15 protein-coding genes are annotated in these 21768 nt (G+C 41.0%); 6 read left to right on the top strand and 9 right to left on the bottom strand.

Going from position 1 to position 21768, the window contains the following annotated elements:
- Positions 1-294: 294 nt before the first annotated feature.
- Genes AXW61_RS08940 through AXW61_RS08930 form a run of 3 tightly spaced genes read right to left on the bottom strand, consistent with a single transcriptional unit; the run spans position 295 to position 8891 of the window.
- Positions 295-576, bottom strand: coding sequence for a hypothetical protein (locus AXW61_RS08940; RefSeq protein ID WP_228716260.1), 282 nt, complete (start codon positions 574-576; stop codon positions 295-297).
- On the bottom strand, positions 573-5660 hold the full coding sequence (locus AXW61_RS08935) for an RHS repeat-associated core domain-containing protein (RefSeq protein WP_062034063.1): 5088 nt from the start codon (positions 5658-5660) through the stop codon (positions 573-575). The genes AXW61_RS08940 and AXW61_RS08935 overlap by 4 nt, the downstream gene beginning before the upstream one ends.
- A gap of 18 nt (positions 5661-5678) precedes the next feature.
- Positions 5679-8891 (bottom strand): type VI secretion system Vgr family protein, encoded by a 3213-nt coding sequence (locus AXW61_RS08930; protein ID WP_062034062.1) that lies wholly within the window; start codon positions 8889-8891, stop codon positions 5679-5681.
- A 1103-nt stretch (positions 8892-9994) separates the two neighbouring features.
- Between AXW61_RS08930 and atzF the strand changes: the two genes are divergently transcribed.
- The 3 genes from atzF to AXW61_RS08915 are packed head-to-tail and all read left to right on the top strand — an operon-like array spanning position 9995 to position 16155.
- Positions 9995-11824 carry an allophanate hydrolase gene (gene atzF, locus AXW61_RS08925; protein WP_062034061.1) on the top strand — a complete coding sequence of 610 codons (1830 nt, stop codon included), beginning with the start codon at positions 9995-9997 and terminating at the stop codon, positions 11822-11824.
- A 20-nt stretch (positions 11825-11844) separates the two neighbouring features.
- The gene (gene uca / locus AXW61_RS08920) at positions 11845-15447 is read left to right on the top strand and encodes an urea carboxylase (protein ID WP_062034060.1); all 3603 of its coding nucleotides are present in this window, start codon (positions 11845-11847) and stop codon (positions 15445-15447) included.
- A gap of 3 nt (positions 15448-15450) precedes the next feature.
- Positions 15451-16155, top strand: a complete 705-nt coding sequence (locus AXW61_RS08915) for a GntR family transcriptional regulator (RefSeq protein WP_062034059.1) — start codon at positions 15451-15453, stop codon at positions 16153-16155.
- Between the two features lie 68 nt (positions 16156-16223).
- Here the strand turns inward: AXW61_RS08915 and lysM are convergent, their stop codons facing one another.
- The 6 genes from lysM to AXW61_RS08885 all read right to left on the bottom strand — a co-directional run bounded on the left by lysM (position 16224) and on the right by AXW61_RS08885 (position 19977).
- Complete coding sequence (lysM, locus tag AXW61_RS08910; protein ID WP_062034058.1) at positions 16224-16697, bottom strand: peptidoglycan-binding protein LysM; 474 nt, start codon at positions 16695-16697, stop codon at positions 16224-16226.
- A gap of 246 nt (positions 16698-16943) precedes the next feature.
- A complete protein-coding gene (gene acpP / locus AXW61_RS08905; protein WP_004695351.1) occupies positions 16944-17180 on the bottom strand; it encodes an acyl carrier protein in 237 nt (78 codons plus the stop codon).
- An 86-nt stretch (positions 17181-17266) separates the two neighbouring features.
- Positions 17267-18001, bottom strand: coding sequence for a 3-oxoacyl-ACP reductase FabG (gene fabG, locus AXW61_RS08900; protein ID WP_062034057.1), 735 nt, complete (start codon positions 17999-18001; stop codon positions 17267-17269).
- Positions 17998-18984, bottom strand: a complete 987-nt coding sequence (gene fabD / locus AXW61_RS08895) for an ACP S-malonyltransferase (RefSeq protein ID WP_062034056.1) — start codon at positions 18982-18984, stop codon at positions 17998-18000. The genes fabG and fabD overlap by 4 nt, the downstream gene beginning before the upstream one ends.
- Before the next feature lie 176 nt (positions 18985-19160).
- Positions 19161-19343, bottom strand: a complete 183-nt coding sequence (rpmF, locus tag AXW61_RS08890; protein ID WP_004279227.1) for a 50S ribosomal protein L32 — start codon at positions 19341-19343, stop codon at positions 19161-19163.
- 76 nt (positions 19344-19419) lie between these two features.
- On the bottom strand, positions 19420-19977 hold the full coding sequence (locus tag AXW61_RS08885; protein WP_004982945.1) for a YceD family protein: 558 nt from the start codon (positions 19975-19977) through the stop codon (positions 19420-19422).
- A 97-nt stretch (positions 19978-20074) separates the two neighbouring features.
- Here AXW61_RS08885 and AXW61_RS08880 point away from each other — a divergent pair, with 97 nt between their 5' ends.
- The 3 genes from AXW61_RS08880 to AXW61_RS08870 all read left to right on the top strand — a co-directional run bounded on the left by AXW61_RS08880 (position 20075) and on the right by AXW61_RS08870 (position 21761).
- Entirely contained in the window at positions 20075-20737 is a 663-nt protein-coding gene (locus AXW61_RS08880) for an elongation factor P hydroxylase (RefSeq protein ID WP_062034055.1), read from the top strand.
- An 85-nt stretch (positions 20738-20822) separates the two neighbouring features.
- Positions 20823-21440 (top strand): L-threonylcarbamoyladenylate synthase, encoded by a 618-nt coding sequence (locus tag AXW61_RS08875; RefSeq protein ID WP_004695345.1) that lies wholly within the window; start codon positions 20823-20825, stop codon positions 21438-21440.
- A 54-nt stretch (positions 21441-21494) separates the two neighbouring features.
- Positions 21495-21761 carry a hypothetical protein gene (locus tag AXW61_RS08870; RefSeq protein WP_062034054.1) on the top strand — a complete coding sequence of 89 codons (267 nt, stop codon included), beginning with the start codon at positions 21495-21497 and terminating at the stop codon, positions 21759-21761.
- Positions 21762-21768: the final 7 nt, after the last annotated feature.

Raw genomic sequence — 21768 nt, 5'->3', positions numbered from 1 at the left:
CCTTTTTATCCTAGTAATGTTAATAGAAAAATTTTTATGCAAAAAAACTAAAGAAAATAAAAAAAAGATGCTCATGCTTTGGGGAAAACATGAGCACATAAAACTTAATATAGGGCTAAATTTTGTAATACATAAAAATGATACTTACCACACAAAATAATTTATGAACTCAAAATAATTGAATAAGAATCTTTAAACTCTCCTTCAATCTAGCTTACAGACCGTATAGAAGGCTCTTTTACAACCCCTCTTCCTAATTAAATTTGGCTTTAGAGGGAACCGTGTAGATTAGAATCACATATCACCTGCCGCTAATAAGTCATGATGCTTTTTGCAATAAATTTCATTATACCAAGTATAATGCATATCATTATTCACCCTCACTGAAATCCATTCAGGTAAATCATTCAAAGATGTTATATTTATTTTGTTTTCTAAAAAAACAAATCTGCTGTCTTGTTCTGGCCATTCAGGAGTTTCATTATAAGATCTAATAGAATTTCCTAAATCTATTTCTTTTACCATGATTTCTTTTAGACATTCACAGATATGTACTTCTTTATTTCCAATTTTCATATTTTTCTCACTTTACCCTCTTTAAAATTTTTACGCTCAGCTTTTTCAACATAAAACTGTGTCCCACCACCAGAATATGTATGTGGATCTTTCCATACGGTATTTCCATCATCATCCTTAAATGTAAAATTAGAATTAGCCTGAGCTTTACCTTTTGCTACACATAAATCTTTTTGAAGAATAAATGCTTTAACTTTAGTTCTCATATCTCTTGGTTTACTTTCAGCCCAATTCCATCCAGGTGTTACTTGTACTAAATCATGATATTTTTGAGCACTACCTTTAGATTGGTTAACAGTTGCAATAGTTACACCATAACCTAACCCCCCAGGTTCTAAAGCATAAAGTACTGTGCCCTTTTTTATAACCACATTTGTATAAGAATCTACTCCATCATAAGAATTATAAGGCTGACCAGGTTTTTGTCCTTGAAAAGCCTTAGCTTCAGTTGCTGGATTTCTCCCCTCACAAGGATTACCTGGACAAGGTTTCTTCTTAGGTGAACCTCCTCCTCCCTTCCCACTACTTCCTTTCGAACCTTTTACTCTTGCTAACCCTCTCGGATCAACCCAATCAATAGGATTCGGCGCATAAGCATAAACATTATGCCCACCTAAAAGCCCAATTGGATCTTTAGAAATAAAGCGCCCTACGTAAGGCGAGTAGTAACGATAACGGTTATAATGAAGCCTTGTTTCTTCATCAAAATACTGCCCTTGGAAGCGAATATTATTTGAAATGATTTCACTATTTTCAAAGAAGTTTGATTTCACTTTCTCTGCTTTACATTCACCCCAAGCTTTATATTGTGCCTTCCAAATGATCTGACCACTAAGATCACTCATCTCTTGTGGAGTCCCCAAATGGTCACAGTGATAGAACCAAACATCATCAAAGCCTTGACTACTCTGAGTCTTCTTCCAAAGTAAATCACGAGTAAAACTATATTTATCATCCCAAACAGGTGTTGTATGCACCTGTATAGGCGTTTGATAAACAGCTTGAATTAAGGGAATAAAGCTGTCTTTTTCATAAATATAATGCTTGGTATATGACTCATTTGACTCATATGCTAACGTATCACCATCCCATCCATAAACAAAATCCAGCTCTTGACCTGTATGATGGTGCTTACTTCTTTTTGCTAAACGTCGCCCCATCGCATCGTAACGATATTCAGCCGTATATTCAGTATTACGACTTCGAACCAAACGACCTAAAACATCCCAAGATAAGTTTAAATCCCCTTGATTTGATTTTTGAGCAGTCAACTGTCCATAAGCATCATATTGATATTGTTGATCTAAATATTGACGAACAACATTATTGACCAATTTCAAATAGCCATACTGGTTTTCATCTGTTCTACGTTCGTGAATTTGATTTTGCTGTTCCAGATGTCGATCTATTAAATTACTCGCAGGGTCAAAACTAAATTTTTCTTTACCTAATTTCGACGTTGCTTCAAGTAAACGTCCAAGTGGATCATATCTGTAATGAATATCACCACGACGGCTGTCCTGAATTTGAGCAAGCTGACCAGATTTATCATAACGATAGACACGTGATAATAGACTTGTAGTGTCTTGAACAGCATTTTGTTCTTGTTGCAATTGTGCATTTGCATAGCCATTTTCATGGCCTTGTACGATTTGTTGCTGACTCAACCGTCCTTGTTCATCAAAGTGTTCAAATTGGCTTAAACCGTTTGCATAATGTCGTGCAATTTCGCGATGCAAATCATCGCGTTCGAAGCTGACAATATCTTGGCCATTTAAAATTAAGCTATGGACATGACCCGTTCCATAAGTCAACCAATCAATATCTTGTCCATCTGGGCGTATCGTTTTAATACGGTCATTGATTTCATCGTAGCCATGTTTCCACACCGCTGTCATATGAGTTTTATTGTCTTGAATGTGCTCTCGAACTAAATTACCCACAACATCGTAGAACCACTCAACCTTACTCTCAGCATTTTTTGCCAATAAAATTTGGCCATGACTGTTATAGGCAAACTCTTCTAACTGCTGTTCTTCTAATTCATTTTGACCTTTGTATCCAAAACCAGAAGTACGTTGTTCAAGTCGCCCCATACTATCCATAACGAAGTGCTGAATACGATCTTTTGGTGCCAGCTTTCCAGACAAGTTTTGCCCTTGAGGCATTGCAACTTCGATACTGGTTTGAAGTTGACCATTTGTCTCGTCATATTGATACAGGGTTTCTTTGCCATCAAAATCAATTTCTTTGATTAAACGACCAGCTACATCATAAAAGAACTCAAAGGCCGCACCATTTTCATTGATTAATCGTTTGAGTCGGCTTAACTTATCCCACTCATATTTAATCTTATACCCCAGAGGGTCAATACGATAAGAAATTAGACCTGCTGGGTCATAGTCATAACGTGTTTTTTTCCCAGTTGGATCGATATACACCAACAGTCGGCCTTCGGCATCATGAATAAAATGTTCTTCTAATACATCGCTATATTTAATCTTTTCTAGTTGACCAAACGAGTTTAATGGTAAACCTTGTTCAAGAGGTTCTCTTGTTTCAGCCGTAAAATCACTATAAAAATATTCAACTTTATTTTTTAAAGCATTCTCTACTGAAGTCACTCGCCCTCTGAGGTCATACTCCCATTTTGTTTCTTTACCTGAACAGTCGGTATAACTGATTAAGTTCCCTTGGTCATCATATTTTAATTGTTTGCTTCCACCTTTCGCATCTGTGATTTGTATAGGAAGACCCATAGCATTGTAGTTGTACTTTGTTTCTCTTTTTAACGGATCAATTTCTTTTATAATGTTTCCTGAACCATCATATTCTTTAAACCAACGACCTTGTTCAGCATCTACCATACCAATGAGTTGATCCTGATCATCATAGTCATAGTGGATGGTCGCCCCATCAGGTTGGGTAATTGTGGTTAAGTTGCCATTCTCATCAAATTCATATTCATTGACAGCTGCGTCAGTATCAATATGTCTAACTACACGACTACATTCATCTCTGAAATACCATTCTTCCAGCCCATCAGGATAAACAATACGGTAGGTATAACCATCAATATCATAGTAATATTCTGTTTCATTACCATATGCATCAATAACATAGGTAAGACGAATATTCTCATCCCACTCTAAGCGAACCTCAGAGCTACCATCATCTGCCCATTCATGATATGCCTTAGAAGTCGGTGCAATGCCATCGTATTCTAAATTCATACCGCGACCTGTAAGATCGGTATAACGTGTTATAAGATGATGATGATATTGGTAATAATAACTTGCGCCATTTTCAGTAATGGCTTCAATTAAATCGCCTTTGTCATTGTAGTTATAGCTTGCTAGTGGACGTTTTAATTCTCCCTTTTCAATTGCCCAAACATCTTCAACCTTACCTTGACTATTTATGCTAAATGCGATGTGTAGCAACAATTGGGATTTATGTTTAATTAAAATATCTGAAATATAAGACTTATTATTGATCTTATGGTCATAACGAACTGCTGCCGTCATTCCATTTTTATACTCAATTATTGATAATCGGTATTCATCATTATATTTTTCAAAGATGTGCTTCTCATCTATACCAAATGAAATCATTTGTACATTTTCAGAAATCACACTGTAATAAAATCCTTCCTGTTGATCATGAATACTTTCCCCAACATTAATATCCGCTAAAGCAATTGGGCGCGCATCTGCCCCAATATACTGCAACCCTTTTAATTGACGGATATGTCCTTCTTTCTGTTCTGTTTCTTCTATATATTCTGTTTTATTAATAATGCGTGACATAAATGGCGTAAACCAACGCGCTCCAAACTCACCATCATCCAGTTGATACAAATTTGAAGCGTAGGTTCTAGAGAGGACAAAGCTAGACAAAGCAAATTCATATGCATCTACATGAGTTATGAATTCAGTTCCTAAAGCATAACTGATACTTCTTTTAGTTTTAGTCACTGGCTTGGTTTTACTTCCATTTACACCAGTTGTATTCAGTGGACAACTATCATTCGGATTGTTATTGGCACCCTTCTGATTTTGAATAGTTTCCAATTCCCCACTTGGTCTTTTTTTATCTTTCTGTGAAGTTTGATTCGGTTTAATTGCAACCGTCTTTTTTGCCTTCTTCAGTTTAAAGTTTTTTGCAGCTATCGAAAGTTTTTGTAATAACCAAGAAAAACTCATAGCTGTATTTGGATCGGCTAAAGACGCTAATTTTGACGGTACAGTATTACTAAATTTTCTGAAAACTCCAATTTGCTTGTTAATCAAGGCTTTTGTATCTGATCCTATGAAATAGGTTGCAGTACCAGCTCCTAAATTTCCATACTCTTTTCCAACAGCAGAAAGACCACTCGCTAAGAAAGAAACACCATGTGAAAATGCTTTTCCAGTATCACGAAAAATATTGTCACCAACTTTAGATAAACTGGCTTTTGCATTTTTAATGTCACTCCTTGAATTAAAAACTTTTCCCGTTAAAATTTTGCTCATACCATCAGCAAAATTATTGCCAAGCTCTTTAGCTTTGCCACCACAATCATTAACTGTCTTTTTAACTAAAGGCTGTGCCTTATCTGCAAATTTATCCAGCTCCCCTGCTACACGCTCATTAACATGATTAGTTAATAATTCAATAATTACATCAGGTATTTGTTTAGTTAAATTTTTGGATTTCAGTGTTTTCAATGCTGGCCTAAGCGCTGTACGAGCTGCGGCCATCCCAGGAGGTAAAGGAATCACTCCAACTAAATCAATTCCTAAATTTAGCCAATCGGGGAATCCTGGGTTTGGCTTCTTCGTAATTTCAATGACATCATAAACAGCATCTGTTAATGAAATAATATTTCCTATTACTGGTAAGCTTCCTGCAACATTTTTAAGAGTATCTAAATCAACAACACCCCCTGTATTTTGTTTTAGCCATTGATTAATTTTTTTTGTCCCAGCATTCACATCTGCCATTTTGATTGTATTGATTGGTGCAACTGCTGCTTTTCCAGTATTACTTCTCGTACTTACTTTCGTTTGCTGTTTCTGTGCTGGTTTTGGTGGATTAGCCATTCTTCTAATTCTCAATTCTTACTTAAATGTTAAATTCATAGCATTCATCGGGTTACTATTGATCAAAGTTGTGCTTTGACCCGTGGTATTTAAAGCTTTTTGTCTTAATGGATTTTTGATTGGTTCTAGGCTATTGCTAGCAACAACTCCTTGCACCCCATTGGCTATACTTTGCCCTTTAGAATTTTGTCCAAGTGCTTTGGGTACAAAGCTGGCGATTTGATTGGTCAACTGCGTTTCAGCACCTTGTTTTAGCATTGGGAGCAATGTCTTTGCCCCTCCATCTTTCAACATGCTGGCTGCTCCAATTGTTTTCTTAATTGTTTCAGGATTGGTAAATGCTTGACCTAATGTTTTCTTCGCTTCACTTACTGCATTTTTTAGTACAGATTCAGCCTTCCCCATTAAACTTTGTGCATCAGGATCATTTTCATTTGGCCACATAGGTGGTCGTTTAAAGTCACTCGCTTCATCCCATGGATTACGTTGATCTTCTTCAAATACAACTTTGGCTGCGCCTGTCGCTAATCCTGAAACACGGACAAAGCCTTTATCATCCAGTTGCCCTTTAAATTGCTTACCAAGTGAATCAGTAACGGTATAGCCGCCCTGTTTAACAAAATCGCCATGTGCATAATCATGTAATAACTCAAGTACCCCCTGACCACGCTTCGGTGGTGGTGGTAAACTTGATTTGGTACTCGCTGTCGCCCCACTTTGGAACACGTGCTGTGCTGCATTCACTCTAAATTCACCACCTGTTTTTGGGAAAATCCCAGAACCATTTAAGGTGATTTGTGATGTAGCCCCTGTGATGACAATCTCTTTAGGACTACTAATTTCGATACGGTCCTCTGTCGAGGAAATAATAATGCCTTTTTTAGCAAGTATATCCAACGCATCGGATTGAGCTTGGATCTCAACTTTACTCTGTGCTGCTACAGCTTTGATACCACCTTGCGCAGCAAACAAGCTCAGTTTATTTTGCGCCTGAGCAATCCAGTTCTTTTGAGTACTGAAGTTGATACTATCGCCTGCAATCTGATTGATTTGTGAATCAGCAGAGAAATGAATATCTTCAGCTGTACTTAGCGCAATTCCATCAGGTGAATTGAGTAATAAAACTGCCTTTTTGAATTTTGCAATTTTTTGTTCGAGTTGTTCTGCAAATTCTTTAAGATGCTCAAGCGATTCAATTTCATCAGTCTTTTGATTTTTAGCAATATCACTTAAAGCTTTACTGTTCGTCTGACTACCTTCTAATTGTTTCTTGGCAACTTCAGCATCTAGATGCTCACCTTTGGCTTGATCTTGTTTATACGTGGAAACAAGTAAGCCTTGCCCTGCACGGACGACTCCCCACTGGTCAGTACGCAGTTCAAAACCTTCACCTCGCCCTTCACTCGTGTCCGTTTCTTTAGGATGACTCAAATTCCCTAAATTCAGTTGTGTTGCACCATGACTGCTTTGTAGTTGGGTACTGATCTGACCCGTCGTGTCATCAAAGCGTAGTTGCCCAAAGCCCTCTCCTTGAACCTCTTTTGATCGGATCCCTGCCAGTTTTTTGGTATCAGGCAGTTTGCCTGTATTGTCAAACTTGCTTGGATGACGTTGTGCTTCATGGATGCGCCCCACGACAAAGGGTCTGTCGATATTGCCATCAAAGAAGTCGATAACTACGATTTCACCAATACGCGGTAAGAAGCGTGCACCATAACCTTCACCTGCCCAAGGTGTGAGCACATCAACCCAAGCAGAATCTGTGTCATTGTCATTTGAACCTGCACCGCCATCGTGAGTATTGTCTTCACTACGCGTGAACAGGAAACGGACTTTAATACGCCCCCATTCATCCACGTGAATTTCTTCACCACTTGGTCCAACCACTTTCGCGCGTTGTGGTGATGCAATAGGCCGTTGTCGCAGCGGATTGTACTCTGGAACAATTGTGATATTACGTCGTTGTAAGACGAGGTGATTGGCTTGGCGTTCTTCTTTATTATTTGTTGTAATTTCAACCTGTTGCCAATTGGTTTGTTTCAGCAAAGCTGTGATTTGATCGGTCAAATCTTTAGGTAAATTATTCTGATTATAGAATTTTTTGGATGTGATTAAGAATTCTTTGTCTGAGCCACTATGCTGATCAATTTCAGGGTGCTCATTGAGTTCAAACCAGTAACCCACTTGTGCATCTCGTACGGTCGAGGTAGCCATAAATTGCTTGGCTTGTAAGTCGTAAAAGTGACCAAGATTTTGATTAAACTTTTCAATCTGACTATTGCCTGATTTGGTCGTTCCATCTTCACCTTTAAGATCTTGTATCCATGCAGGTGAGAAATGCCACGCTTGCTCTAAACCTAGGCTGGCGTTGTCTTGATTATCACTATGACTATGTTTGCTTTGAACTGAACCCGCACCTTCTTCTACTTCTAAAGTGTTTGCTTGCCAATGCTGAATATGCACAGATGTTGGTTGTATAGAACGCTGCCCGACCAAATTTGTAATCGAATCACTGCTTTCTACAGCACTGCTACGATGGAAGCGAATATTCTGGCGCTCTAAACTTTGATATTGGGCGTTGTCATCAATCAGTCTAAGTTTTTGTGGCTGAATAGGTTCACTTGAACTGGACACTTTGAGCTGAGACTCATCAATAAGCCAGTTAATCCCCTCTGAAGAGAGTAACCTTTGAATAAATTCATTGTCCAACTCATTCGCTTGCATAATAAATGGGCGCACATCATATTCTTTACTTAAACCACTTTTATCCAAAATCAAACTTGAAGCAAATAAGGGACTACGTTGCTGCCACTCGGCAAAAATGGTTTGAACTACATCAACAACAGACTTCGCCATGAAAACTCTAGAATTACGTCGATGCTTCCATAAGGCTGTCGGGTCTTCCACGGTTAAACGGTATATGGTTAAAGCGCCATCGCTTGCCCCTACATCAGCCTTGGTGATGATGCCTGAAATACGATTGAGTTCTGATTTATCAGTGACAATATCGACAGCCACCTGACTACCAATAAATTGCTTTAACGGAATATGAGCGGAGGTAGATAAGCAAAGGAGCTGTAACTCTATACCTGCATTCAGTTCATGTGTTCCATCTATGCGCTGAAGGAATACTTGTTCGTTAAGCGAGGTATTGCTGAACTGAATATGAATGGCACGTTTTTGTGCACTAAGTCCAAGTTGCTCTATTGCAGCATAAATATTATTGGGCATCTTTATTATTAAATTTTAAGTTGTGGCTGATTGTACAAAAGTCTCAAAAAATTTCTTTAATTTTTTGTAACTTTAATAGAATTTTTAAGTTTCAGAGCTTTTTTCAATAAATGACCGATCCATCTGTAAGTTTCTATTTTTATAGTTTTGATATTATCCCAGTCATATTCAGCCTTAACCAAATTCATTCCTTTATCCACTCTAGAAATATTAAAGTTTTTCAGTTAATACCAAACCACTAAAATTTTATTTTTTTCATACTGGTTTGCAATTTGCTCAACTTTCATTTAACCCGTTAACAATTACAGCCTTCTACATAACCCGCAATTCTTGAAGCTGTTGCTTATCAGGAAATATAGGCATTCCCCAATAGATGATACAGTAGGCTACTACCAATAGCTTATACATAGTAGCAATTGATCTGCTATCGACAGACAGTTTAGATCATCACCTTATGCAGGATAAATATAAGTTAAGTACATCAATTATTATTCGAAAAAAAGACCCAGTTATTCACGTCAGATGTTTGAATTGAGATCCAGCCTGCTTATGTATATCAATATATGGCATAGAATTAATTACACAGGAAAGATGAGAAAATCTGAATGAAAAATTATAGTTTATTATAAGTTATACGCGTGATTTATTGATTATCTCTGCAAATTTCAACGGTTGTATTGGTCAAGAGTTAAATGAAACTTGCAACTTTCCAGATTTGGTATAGCTCAAATTACATTAAGTTATACATAAAAATTAAAAACTGAGTGTGTATATTTTCTTTGAATCATCCTATTTTAGAATATGTTTTAACCTCAATTCTTTTGGCTTTAATTCACATAAAAAACGAATATGATTTAAACCCTATTTTTAAATAGTTTAACGTCAAATTATCCAAGGCTTGATCATAAAAAGCACCATTAGCTCCCCTATGCGCTTGTTTTGGTGCAACTCTAAAAACACTTATAATCACTTAATTAAACCAAAAACTTAACTACAACCAATTGATTTATAACAATTATAACCAAAAACAAATCAAATTGATTAGATTGGCATAGATTCTGCATTTTTGTATTCCATCATGTATACAAGTTGGAATGCAAAAAATGAGTCAGAACAAATGCATTGGCTGGACACTTCAAGAATGGCAAACCGCTTATCTCAACCAAGACATTCATCTTGAAGATTTAATCGACTATGTAGCGCAATTACCACAACCTGATCATGCATGGATTTCAATTGCTACGACAGAAATACTTTCCCAACAAATTGAAGCCTTAAAGCAAAAAGCAGATCAAGCCACAGACCTCAGCAAAGAATTTCCTTTATACGGCATTCCGTTTGCAGTGAAAGATAACATCGATGTTGCTGGATTTATCACCACGGCCGCATGCAAGGCCCTGACAACTGTTGCTACGCAAGATGCGAAAACCATTCGCCTGCTTAAAAATGCAGGGGCCATTGTTGTGGGAAAAACCAATTTAGACCAGTTTGCAACGGGGCTTGTCGGGACACGCTCTCCTTTTGGTGCAGTCAGTAACACGTTTAACGCTGACTATGTCAGTGGTGGCTCTAGCTCTGGTTCAGCCAGTGTTGTAGCTCGTGGCTTGGTGCCCTTTGCACTCGGAACAGATACTGCAGGCTCTGGCCGTGTTCCTGCTGCATTTAACAATATTATTGGACTAAAACCGACTAAAGGCCGTTTTTCAAATCGTGGTTTATTACCAGCTTGTAAAAGCTTGGACTGTATTTCGATTTTCGCATTAACTGTAACAGACGCCGACACCATTGCCCAAATGATAGAACACTACGATGCGCTAGATAGCTATTCACGCCAGCATCCAAAGACTACACCTGCGAAACTCTCGGCTAAACCGCATTTTGCTATTCCCCAAAAACTGGAATTCTTTGGAGATGACCAAGCTAAGTATGCCTTCCAACTGGCTGTAGAACAGTTAAAAGTTCTCGGTGCTGAAATTACTGAAATTGATTTTTCGGCTTTTGAACAATTGGCAGCTCAACTCTATCAAGGCTCATGGGTGGCAGAACGTACGGCGGCGGTTGCCGAATTATTGGCTCAGCAGCCTGAGGTTTTCGATCCGACAGTGCGCACAATCATTCAAAAAGGTCATGATTTTAGTGCAGTTGATGCCTATAACGCAGAGTACTTAAAGCAAGACTTGACCCGAAAAATTCAAGATACTTTGGCCCAATTTGATGCATTGATTGTTCCTACCTCCCCAACCATTCATACCCTTGTAGAAATGGAACAATCACCGATTAGTCTGAACTCTGAGTTTGGGACTTATACCAATTTTACCAACCTCGCCGATTTAAGTGCTCTCGCCCTACCCGCAGGTTTCCGCACCGACGGTTTACCTTTCGGCATCAGCCTAATTGCACCTGCATGGTATGACCAAGCTCTGATTGAATTCGGAAAAATTTGGCAGACGCATTTGAACTTAAAGCTGGGGGCTTTAGACCGCTATGCACCCATTCCAAGGCTACAGAACTCAGTCTCTCCACATCATATCCGTGTTGCGGTGGTTGGAGCACACTTGACTGGAATGCCGTTGAACTTCCAATTGCTCACACGTGATGCTGTGCTTGTGGAAACCACGTATACCGCTGAGCACTATGCCCTGTTTGCACTGAATGGCACGATCCCACCTAAACCCGGTCTAGCCCGAGTCGATGAACACGGTCAGCAGATCATTGTTGAACTGTGGGATGTACCCACCGCTCGCTTTGGAGAATTTGTCGCAGAGATTCCGACACCACTGGGCATGGGCAATGTCGAACTGGCAGACGGTCGATGGGTTAAAGGTTTCATTTGCGAACCTTATGGCTTGAACGATGCCGAAAATATCAGTCACTTTGGCGGTTGGCGCACCTATATCCAACACTGTAACAATTCAAAAGTAGAACAAGCTTAGTCAAATTTAGGAATTATAAAATGTTTAAAACTGTATTGATTGCAAACCGTGGCGAAATTGCCGTACGTGCAATTCGCACTTTAAAAAAACTGGGGCTGACCAGTGTAGCGGTATATTCAGATAGTGACCGTTACGCACAACATGTCAAAGATGCAGACATTGCCATTGCTTTAGACGGCTTAAAACCATCCGACACTTATTTAAGCATTGAAAAATTGATTGAAGCTGCACAAAAAACGGGGGCAGAAGCTATTTTCCCAGGCTATGGCTTTTTATCAGAAAGTGCTGAATTTTCAGAGGCTTGTGAAAAAAATAATATTGCTTTTATGGGGCCAACCGCGACACAAATTTTAGAGTTTGGTTTAAAACACCGTGCGCGTGAACTGGCGGCGGCTGCACAGGTTCCTATGACACCGGGTACAGGCTTACTTGAAAGCTTAGATGAGGCAATTTCTGCGGCTACAGAGATCGGTTATCCCATCATGCTGAAAAGTACCGCAGGCGGTGGTGGTATTGGTCTTACCCGCTGTGATAACGAACAAGGCTTAGTTGAAGCCTATGAAAGCGTCAAACGTTTAGGCGCACAATTTTTTAAAGATTCGGGCGTATTTTTAGAACGATTTATTGACCGTGCGCGTCATGTCGAAGTTCAGATTTTTGGTGATGGCCAAGGTCAAGTGGTTGCATTGGGCGAACGCGACTGTTCATTGCAACGTCGTAACCAAAAGGTAGTGGAAGAGACCCCAGCGGCTCATCTCCCCGAAGCCACACGTCAAAAACTACACCAAGCAGCAGTTGAACTAGGCAAATCGGTCAATTACCGCAGCGCAGGTACGGTCGAATTTATTTATGATGCTGCACGTGATGAATTTTACTTCCTTGAGGTCAATACGCGCCTACAAGTAGAACATCCTGTCACTGAGATGGTGACGGGTTTAGACCTGATTGAATGCATGCTTAAAGTCGCTGCGGGCGATGCACTGGATTGGAATGCACTTAGCAACATCCAACCACAAGGTGCGGCGATTGAAGTACGTATTTATGCAGAAGATCCAGTTAAAAACTTCCAACCCAGCCCTGGTGTACTGACCGAAGTTGTATTTCCAGACAATTGTCGTGTTGATACATGGGTTTCAACAGGAACAGAAATTTCGCAATATTTTGACCCAATGATTGCCAAAATCATCGTACATGCGGACACCCGTGAACAAGCCATTGAGCAACTAAAAAGTGTGCTCTCTCAAACTCGTTTAAATGGCATCAGCACCAATTTAGACTATGCACATAGCGTGATCTCTGATGAACGCTTTGCACAAATGCAAATCTGGACACGCTTGCTAGATGACTTTGACTACGTACCGAATGTGATTGAAGTACTCCAAGCTGGTACACAAAGCTCGATTCAGGACTTTCCGGGACGTGTTGGTTATTGGGATATCGGTGTACCACCATCGGGTCCTATGGATGACTATGCTTTTCAATTGGCCAATCAAATTGTAGGGAATGATGCTAGCGCAGCAGGCTTCGAGTTCACTCTGCAAGGCCCAAGTCTCAAGTTTCACCAAGACACTGTGATTGCACTCACAGGTGCACCATGCCCTGCGCAACTCGACGATAAGCCCGTGAACTTTTGGCAACCGATTCACATTTGCGCAGGTCAAGTACTCAGCTTAGGACAGGTCGAGTCTGGTTGTCGTAGCTATTTAGCAGTGCGTCATGGGCTCGATGTCCCCCTATATTTGGGCAGTCGTTCTACTTTTGCTTTAGGTAACTTTGGCGGGCATGCAGGACGTGTGCTTCGTGCAGGTGACATGATCAAACTCGTCAACACAGCCCATCCAAATAGCGATATCCCTTTAGCCATACAAGAACCACAAGCTCTATCTCCTGCACTGATTCCAAGCTATGGCAAAGAGTGGAAAATTGGGGTGCTGTATGGACCACATGGTGCACCTGACTTCTTTAAACCCGAATATATTGAAGAGTTTTTTGCATCTGAATGGACCGTACACTTTAACTCCAACCGTCTAGGCATCCGACTGTCAGGGCCAACACCAAGCTGGGCACGTGAAAATGGCGGTGAGGCAGGACTTCACCCATCGAATGTCCATGACTGTGAATATGCCATTGGTGCAATTAACTTCACAGGTGACTTTCCTGTCATTCTCGCCAAAGATGGGCCAAGCCTGGGGGGCTTCGTTTGCCCTGTAACTATTGCCAAAGCTGAACTTTGGAAAGTGGGTCAGCTTAAAGCCGATGATAAAATCAGCTTTTATCCTTTAACTGTTGAACAAGCCAATGCCTTAGAACAACAACAAATTGAACGGATCGAAAACTTTGCCCACGCAGCCCTTAATTCTGAGCCGCCAAGCAGTGACATTCCGCCATCCGCAATTCTTGCCAGCTTAGAGGCAACTGACGTGTCTCCACGCACGGTATACCGCCAAGCGGGTGACAGCTATATCTTACTGGAGTACGGTGACAACGTTTTAGACTTGGCCCTGCGCTTGCGCGTTCACCAATTGATACAATTAATCCGCGCAGCCAATATTAAAGGCATATTGGAACTGTCCCCCGGTGTACGCTCGCTGCAAATCAAATATGATGGACTCACGCTTCCACAGCATCAATTGATCGAATTTCTACTCAAACTTGAACAGCAAATGGGAGATTTAAGCCAAATTAAGATCCCGTCACGGATCATCCATCTGCCGATGGCATTTGAAGACAGCGCAACTTTAGGTGCCGTTGAACGCTATCAAGAAAGTGTCTGTGCCAAAGCGCCTTGGCTACCGAACAATGTCGATTTTATTCAACGCATAAATGGTTTAGACAGTCGTGAGCAAGTCAAAGAAATTATTTTCAATGCCCATTACCTCATTTTAGGCCTCGGCGATGTTTACCTCACCGCCCCATGTGCAGTCCCGATTGACCCACGCCATCGCTTATTAAGCTCGAAATACAACCCTGCACGTACTTTTACCGCTGAAGGTACCGTAGGCATTGGCGGCATGTATATGTGTATCTACGGCATGGACTCTCCAGGCGGCTACCAACTGGTCGGACGCACTCTACCCATTTGGAATAAGTTCAAAAAGAACAAACAGTTTGGCGACAAACAATGGTTCTTAAACTTCTTTGATCAAATCAAATACTTCCCCGTATCTGAGTCAGAGTTAGAGCAATGGCGTGCCGACTTTGAAAATGGTCAAACACAAATTCAAATTGAAGACACTGAATTTGACTATGCAGCGTATTTACAACTACTTGAAGATGAAAAAGACAGCATTGCCGAGTTTAAAGCACAGCAACAACAGGCTTTTAGCGCTGAAGTCGGCTTATGGAAAGAAAGTGTTGATCATCAAGAACATCTGATTGCAGAAGTACCTGATGAGACCGACTACAGCGCCTATGCAGCACTACATGCTTCGATGACCGGTAATATTTGGAAAATATTAGTGGAACAAGGTCAGATTGTGAAAAAAGGGGAAACCATTGCTATCATTGAAGCCATGAAAATGGAATTACCGGTGTACGCTGCGGATGATGGTACTGTCAAAGCCATTATTTGTCGGGCTGGACAAACCGTTCATAGCGGTGAGCCTTTGGTTTATATGGAATAACACATGCCCAATATGACACGTGCAGGTTCAAGTTCAGACAATTTGTCTGAACTGGTTTACCAGAAAATTAAGAACGATATTTTTGATTTCAAATTGATGCCGGGTGAACGTTTTACCGAATCCGAAATCGCCTTGAACTATCAGGTCAGCCGCACGCCTGCGCGGCAGGCGCTATATCGATTGCAACAAGAAGGCTATGTAGAGGTAGCATTTCGTAGTGGCTGGACTGTCCGTCCATTGAACTTGCAATACTACGATGAGCTGTATGAGCTACGCATCATGATTGAGCAGTATGCAATTCGAAAGTTATGCAGCAGTGCATCTCAGCCATCGAAGGAAATGAAACACTTGCACAAGACTTGGATGGTTGCACCTGAGCAGTATCTGTCAAGTTTAAAAGCCATGGCGAAAATTGATGAAGATTTTCACTGTGCATTGGTTCGTGCCATTGGCAATCAAGAAATGATCAAAATTCACCAAGAGGTCAGTGAAAAAATTCGCATTATTCGGCGCCTCGATTTTTCAAAAATGGATCGAATTGAAGCCACCTATGCGGAGCATCAAGCCATTTTGAATTATATAGCACAGCAACAGACGGAGCTTGCCGTTGAAAAGATCAGTGCTCACATTCAACAAAGTCGAGATGAAGTAAAAAAAATTACTTTAGGTATGCTCAATCAGCATGCTGTTGTGAAAGCAAGTCACTAAGCACTCGATCAACATTCCACTCTCAAATAAAAAAGGCGCTTCATGCGCCTTTTCTTCAACCTTTGAACTTAAGCAGGAATACGTAGGACTTGGCCTGGGAAAATATCATCTGCATCTTTCAATAGCGGACGGTTGGCCTCAAAAATTTTATTGTACTGGTTGGCATCACCATAAAATGCTTTGGAAATTTTCGATAAGTTATCCCCCGATTTAACTGTGTAGAACTTACTTTCAGGTTCAGGGCTAGCCACAGTGAGTTGATCATCGACTTGTGCTACATGGTCAATATTACCGACGGCTAAAACAATCTTTTCTTTATCGGCTTGAGTCTGAACTTGCCCTTTCACGGTCGCCAAATCCGTGGTGGAGTTATAGCTGACTGAAAGTCCCGTCACAGATAAGCCCAATGCTTTGATATGACCCAATAACTTGTTGGCAATTTCTTGAGCCGATGGCTCTGCTGGTGTGGTTGGTGCGGCTTGAGGCTCGGCGGCTGCTGTGTTTTTCTTACCAATGCCTTTAACAAAATCAAAAAGACCCATGTGTATGCTCCATCTTGTTATATCAGTGTTGTTATATTGAATGCTCAAAAATGAGACACCCTTTTTTATACCCAAAAAAGACAACAGATTTGGTAGCGAATAGTCCTCTTAAGGTAAAGCTTTGTAAGTTACCCGAGTAAATAGCAGATTTTAAAGGTGAGTTAGGTGCTTTGCATTTTTTGAAAGGCATAAAAAAGCCACCCAACTGGGTGGCCTTTTCATTCAGCAAAGCTGAAACAATATGTATTAACCTAGTTTCTTAGAAACGTAGTCAATCGCAGATTGTACAGTTGTGATTTCGTTAGAATCTTCATCTGGGATTGTGATGTCAAAGTCGTTTTCGAAAGACATAACAAGCTCAACAAGGTCTAAAGAGTCAGCACCTAAGTCATCCATGAAAGATGCTTCGTTTTTGATTTCTTCAGCCTTAAGACCAAGTTGTTCTGCAACTGCTTGCTTGATGCGTTGTTCGATATCGCTCACAGGAATTCTCCTCATTGCTTGTGGCGTTTTTAATGCCGTTAGTTTAATTGAATCTTTAAAATTTTGAAAGTTTATCCATCAGCCAATTAGCTCATGTATAGACCACCATTTACATGCATTACCGTACCAGTAATGTAATTTGCTTTGTCTGATGCCAAGAAGCTCACCGCATTTGCAATATCTTGTGGATCACCTAAACGGTTTAAGGCCACTTGATCACTCATTTTTTTACGGATATCTTCGCTTAATTGCTCAGTCATTTCTGTTGCAATAAAACCAGGCGCCACTGAGTTTACAGTGATTTGACGGCTGCCCATTTCTTTTGCAAGGCTACGGCTAAATGCTTCAATACCAGCTTTCGCTGCTGAATAGTTGGCCTGACCTGGGTTAGCAAAATGTGCAACCACAGAACTAATATTAATAATTCGCCCAAAACGCGCTTTGGTCATACCTTTTAAAACGCGTTTCGACAAACGGTAAACTGCTTTTAAATGGATATTTAAAATGTCATCCCAGTCATCTTCTGACATACGTAGTAACAAATTATCTTTGGTAATCCCAGCATTGTTCACCAAAACCAACACAGGGCCATAGTTTTGTTCAATGTCAGTGACAAGCGCATCAATGGCAGCACCATCACGAACATCAAGCACTTTACCTGCACCGTGTTCACCGAAGCTTACAGCAAGTTTTTCTGCACCTGACTCAGATGTCGCAGTACCCACAACAAAATAACCGTCTTGAATAAGTTGCTGAGCGATGGCAGCACCAATCCCTCGACTTGCACCTGTCACGAGTGCAATTTTGCGTTCCTGTGTCATGCAATTTTTCCTTCAGCCACTAAAATGGCATTTAGTGCATCTTCCAAGCGTGATTTACTATCGAGTGGAAATGCTTTTTCAATATTAGGTAGACGTTTTGCCAAGTTTGCCAAAACATTGCCTGGACCACACTCTGCAACATATTGGATCCCTTGATCCTGAATAAACTGCATGGTTTTGGTCCACTGTACAGACTCATATAACTGAGCGGTAAGTGCTTGGCGGACTTGTGCTACATCTGTAGCAATTTCCGCGCCCACATTTTGTATTACAGGTATGCTAGGCAGCTCAATGGCAGTTTGTTCCAAAGCTTCTGCGAACTGTTCTGCAGCAGGCTTCATCAATGAACAATGCGATGGAACAGAAACTGGGAGTGCAATCGCTTTGCCGCTGTTTTCTTTGGCTAAAGCCATGACTGCTTCAACTGCTGCTTTTTCACCAGCAATCACCACTTGACCCTGAGCATTGTAGTTAGCCGCTTCAACTGAACCTTCAGCTTGACTCGAAACTTGTTGGCATAAAGCAACAACTTGCGCATCATCTAAACCTAAGATGGCCGCCATTGCGCCCTTACCCTGAGGTACAGCACTTTGCATCAACTTGCCACGCAAGTTTACCAGCTTGACTGCATCGCCTAAGCTTAGGCTTCCTGCTGCAACCAACGCACTGTATTCACCAAGTGAGTGTCCCGCCAAATACTTTGGTGCAACACCACCAAGTTCTAACCATACACGCCACAAAGCAATGCTGGCAGTTAACAATACCGGTTGGGTAAATTCAGTTTGGTCTAAACCTTCACCAGATTGTGCAATGTGCCACAAATCGAATCCAACCGCTTTAGAGGCTTCTGCAAATGTTGCTTCAACACTGGCAAATTGTTCTGCCAATTCAGCCAACATGCCAACCTTTTGTGAACCCTGACCGGGAAATACAAAAGCTGTTTTTGTTGCCTGAGCGACTTGATCAAGTTGTTTCGCAGACATAAAAAAGTCCTTTCTTGTCTTTGCTCTCGTTTATGGAGCGAAAATTTAACACTTAATTTAGGTCGATGTAATTGCCAAATACAACAAAAACAGCAGCGATAAAAATTCGACAACAAAAAAAGGGAGCTTTACGCTCCCCTTTTTTCGACTAAGCTTTAAGCTTAATGCTTCGACAATTATTCAGCAGATGCTTTAGCGAATAATTGACGACCACGGTAGATACCATCTTTAGATACATGGTGACGACGGTGAGTCTCGCCAGTAGCTTGGTCTACAGTTAATGCATTCTCGGTTAAAGCGTCATGTGAACGGCGCATGTCACGGCGAGAGCGACTTTTACGGTTTTGCTGAACGGCCATGATGGCTCCTTACAAATCGAAAAATATGGATCAGAACAAATTCAGTTGTCTTATACGGAAGAGTATAACACAAAAATTAGTTAAGTTTACCCTTCAAACTTGCCAAAACATCAAACGGATTATCCCGCTTTTCTTCAACAAGTTCTTCAACGGCAGGTTGGTGCTTATGTTCACAAGCGTCATGCTTAGCAGACAAAGGCATCAACAATAACAATTCATCTTCTATCAGAGACAGTAAATCAGCCGTCGCAGGCGCATCATAGCTACCTTTCGTCGTTGCTTCACTTTCACCTAAGACGATGAAATCAGCATCCTCATCCAAGCGCTCTATCAGTGACTCATCATCCACTAGAGCTAGATGAAAATCTGAAACGAGTTCAATGTTTACCGTGCCTAAACAGCGCTGGCATTCCATTGGAACATTCGTTTCAACGTGACCATCTAGCCATACAATACGATGATACGCATCCATTGATAGCTTACAGTCTATGTTAATCAATTGATCATCAATTGATCCAACAGCTTCACGGGCTATACGAGCAAAGCGAGACAATGGCAGTGTTCCTGACCATGTAAAGCCTTGTTCGGCCCATTTAAACGGCTCAATCTGTGCCGGAAAGGTATTTGCTGACATAATTAAGGCGGCAATTCTACAAATTCATCAGTACTCTGTCAAAGATTAAGATACAATTTTGTACTTATTTAGACAGACCATTTGGGTAACTTAAGTCATGCATCTGTTGCAGCCGCAAACAGAAGTGAGTATTTCATCACTTGTGAGCACAATTTCAACTGTCGATTCTGACATTTCAAACCGCCAAGTGCAACTCTCGACGTGGGAGAATTTGTGTACAGAAGCAGAACAAGTTGATTGGCTCATCTTACACTTTAATCGTTGGTTTTCCCACCTGAATGTCAACTTGGTTAAAGGTGACTTTGAACCTGAATATTTTCCCGCGATAGACAGCACCCCTGCGCGTATCCAATTTGCCCATGGTTTTTTTAATAGTGCATTGCATGAAATCAGCCATTGGAGCATTGCAGGAGACCAACGCCGTCTACTCCCCGACTTAGGCTACTGGTATGCACCCGATGGTCGTACGGCTGAGCAACAAGCTTTATTTGAACAGGTTGAAATTAAGCCGCAAGCCATTGAATGGTTATTTGCCACAGCTTTTGGTCGGAAGTTCCGTGTTTCCTTAGACAATCTGACTGGTGAAGGTGGTGACGGCAACCGCTTCAAAGACCATGTTTTCGCTCAAGTTCAGGCTTATTTTTCAGGCCAAGCCCAATTACCGCGCGATGCGAAACACTTCATTGACTGCATTTGCCTATGTACCCGTGCTGGCAAAACATTACAGAGCAATGAATTTCAAAGAGAAATGCTCGACTAAATTTAGCACGATTCACATTTTGGTCATTGAACATCACTGAGATAAAGCGCGATAATGTTGAAAAAACCATCAGGAGATAAAAACGATGCTTCATTTAAGAGTCCATCCTGATAACCCTCAAGCACGCTCAATCAGCCAAGCAGTAGAACGGATTCGCGCAGGCGATGTGGTGGTGTATCCGACCGATGCCGCTTATGCCATTGGCTGCCAGATTGGGAATAAAAATGCCATGGAGCGGATTGCTCAAATTCGCGGCCTTGGGGCCAAACATCAATATGCCATCATTTGTGCAGATCTGTCCGATATTGCCACTTATGCCAAAGTGGACAATGCTATGTATCGTTTACTGAAAAACAATACACCAGCCGTGACCACCTTCATTTTGCCTGCAACCAGTGAAGTACCTAAACGCTTGATGCATCCGAAGAAAAAAACCATTGGTTTACGTATTCCAAGTAACCCAGTGTGCCAAATGTTACTTAAAGAGTTAGGCGAGCCGCTACTGACCAGTACCTTAATCCTGCCGAATCAGGAAGAACCGCTGGATGATCCCTATGATATTGAAATGCAACTATCAAAACGAATTGATGTGTTTATCGACAGCGGGCTGGGCACCTTGAGCACCACCAGTATTGTCGACTTATCAGGTGATCACCCTGAAGTGATCCGCCGTGGGCTTGGCGATGTCAGCGCATTTGAATGATGCGCTACATTTATTCGCTAGTGAAACTGAATCTCACATTCTCAAGAGATCAACATGACGCTGTTTATGGTTTTGCTCAATCTGGATCAATTTCCCGAGCAACATAATTTATATGTGCAGCGTCCTTGGACGCTTGAGTCCGAGACCTTGGTGCAACGCCATAGCTCAATCAACTGCAATATGCAGAAAGACAATCTGTACAGCTATTTTCTCTCGATCGCGACCATCCAACAATACTTTAAATATCTTGAACCCAAAAATCTCTGCCTACAAGATAGCTGTCAGCGCATCATTGAATTTGCGCTACAAGCACCTGAGTAAATCGTGA

Source organism: Acinetobacter sp. BMW17 (genome assembly GCF_001592855.1).
Classification (GTDB): domain Bacteria; phylum Pseudomonadota; class Gammaproteobacteria; order Pseudomonadales; family Moraxellaceae; genus Acinetobacter; species Acinetobacter johnsonii.
The sequence above is the reverse complement of the archived record's forward strand: the minus strand, read 5'-3'. Positions and strand labels throughout refer to the sequence as shown.

Coding starts and splice junctions, on each gene's coding strand:
- AXW61_RS08875 (WP_004695345.1), top strand. CDS start 20,823: ATGCTTCATTTAAGAGTCCATCCTGATAACCCTCAAGCACGCTCAATC.
- lysM (WP_062034058.1), bottom strand. CDS start 16,697: ATGGGTCTTTTTGATTTTGTTAAAGGCATTGGTAAGAAAAACACAGCA.
- AXW61_RS08930 (WP_062034062.1), bottom strand. CDS start 8,891: ATGCCCAATAATATTTATGCTGCAATAGAGCAACTTGGACTTAGTGCA.
- AXW61_RS08915 (WP_062034059.1), top strand. CDS start 15,451: ATGCCCAATATGACACGTGCAGGTTCAAGTTCAGACAATTTGTCTGAA.
- AXW61_RS08940 (WP_228716260.1), bottom strand. CDS start 576: ATGAAAATTGGAAATAAAGAAGTACATATCTGTGAATGTCTAAAAGAA.
- rpmF (WP_004279227.1), bottom strand. CDS start 19,343: ATGGCCGTTCAGCAAAACCGTAAAAGTCGCTCTCGCCGTGACATGCGC.
- AXW61_RS08870 (WP_062034054.1), top strand. CDS start 21,495: ATGACGCTGTTTATGGTTTTGCTCAATCTGGATCAATTTCCCGAGCAA.
- AXW61_RS08885 (WP_004982945.1), bottom strand. CDS start 19,977: ATGTCAGCAAATACCTTTCCGGCACAGATTGAGCCGTTTAAATGGGCC.
- atzF (WP_062034061.1), top strand. CDS start 9,995: ATGAGTCAGAACAAATGCATTGGCTGGACACTTCAAGAATGGCAAACC.
- uca (WP_062034060.1), top strand. CDS start 11,845: ATGTTTAAAACTGTATTGATTGCAAACCGTGGCGAAATTGCCGTACGT.
- AXW61_RS08935 (WP_062034063.1), bottom strand. CDS start 5,660: ATGGCTAATCCACCAAAACCAGCACAGAAACAGCAAACGAAAGTAAGT.
- fabG (WP_062034057.1), bottom strand. CDS start 18,001: ATGACACAGGAACGCAAAATTGCACTCGTGACAGGTGCAAGTCGAGGG.
- AXW61_RS08880 (WP_062034055.1), top strand. CDS start 20,075: ATGCATCTGTTGCAGCCGCAAACAGAAGTGAGTATTTCATCACTTGTG.
- fabD (WP_062034056.1), bottom strand. CDS start 18,984: ATGTCTGCGAAACAACTTGATCAAGTCGCTCAGGCAACAAAAACAGCT.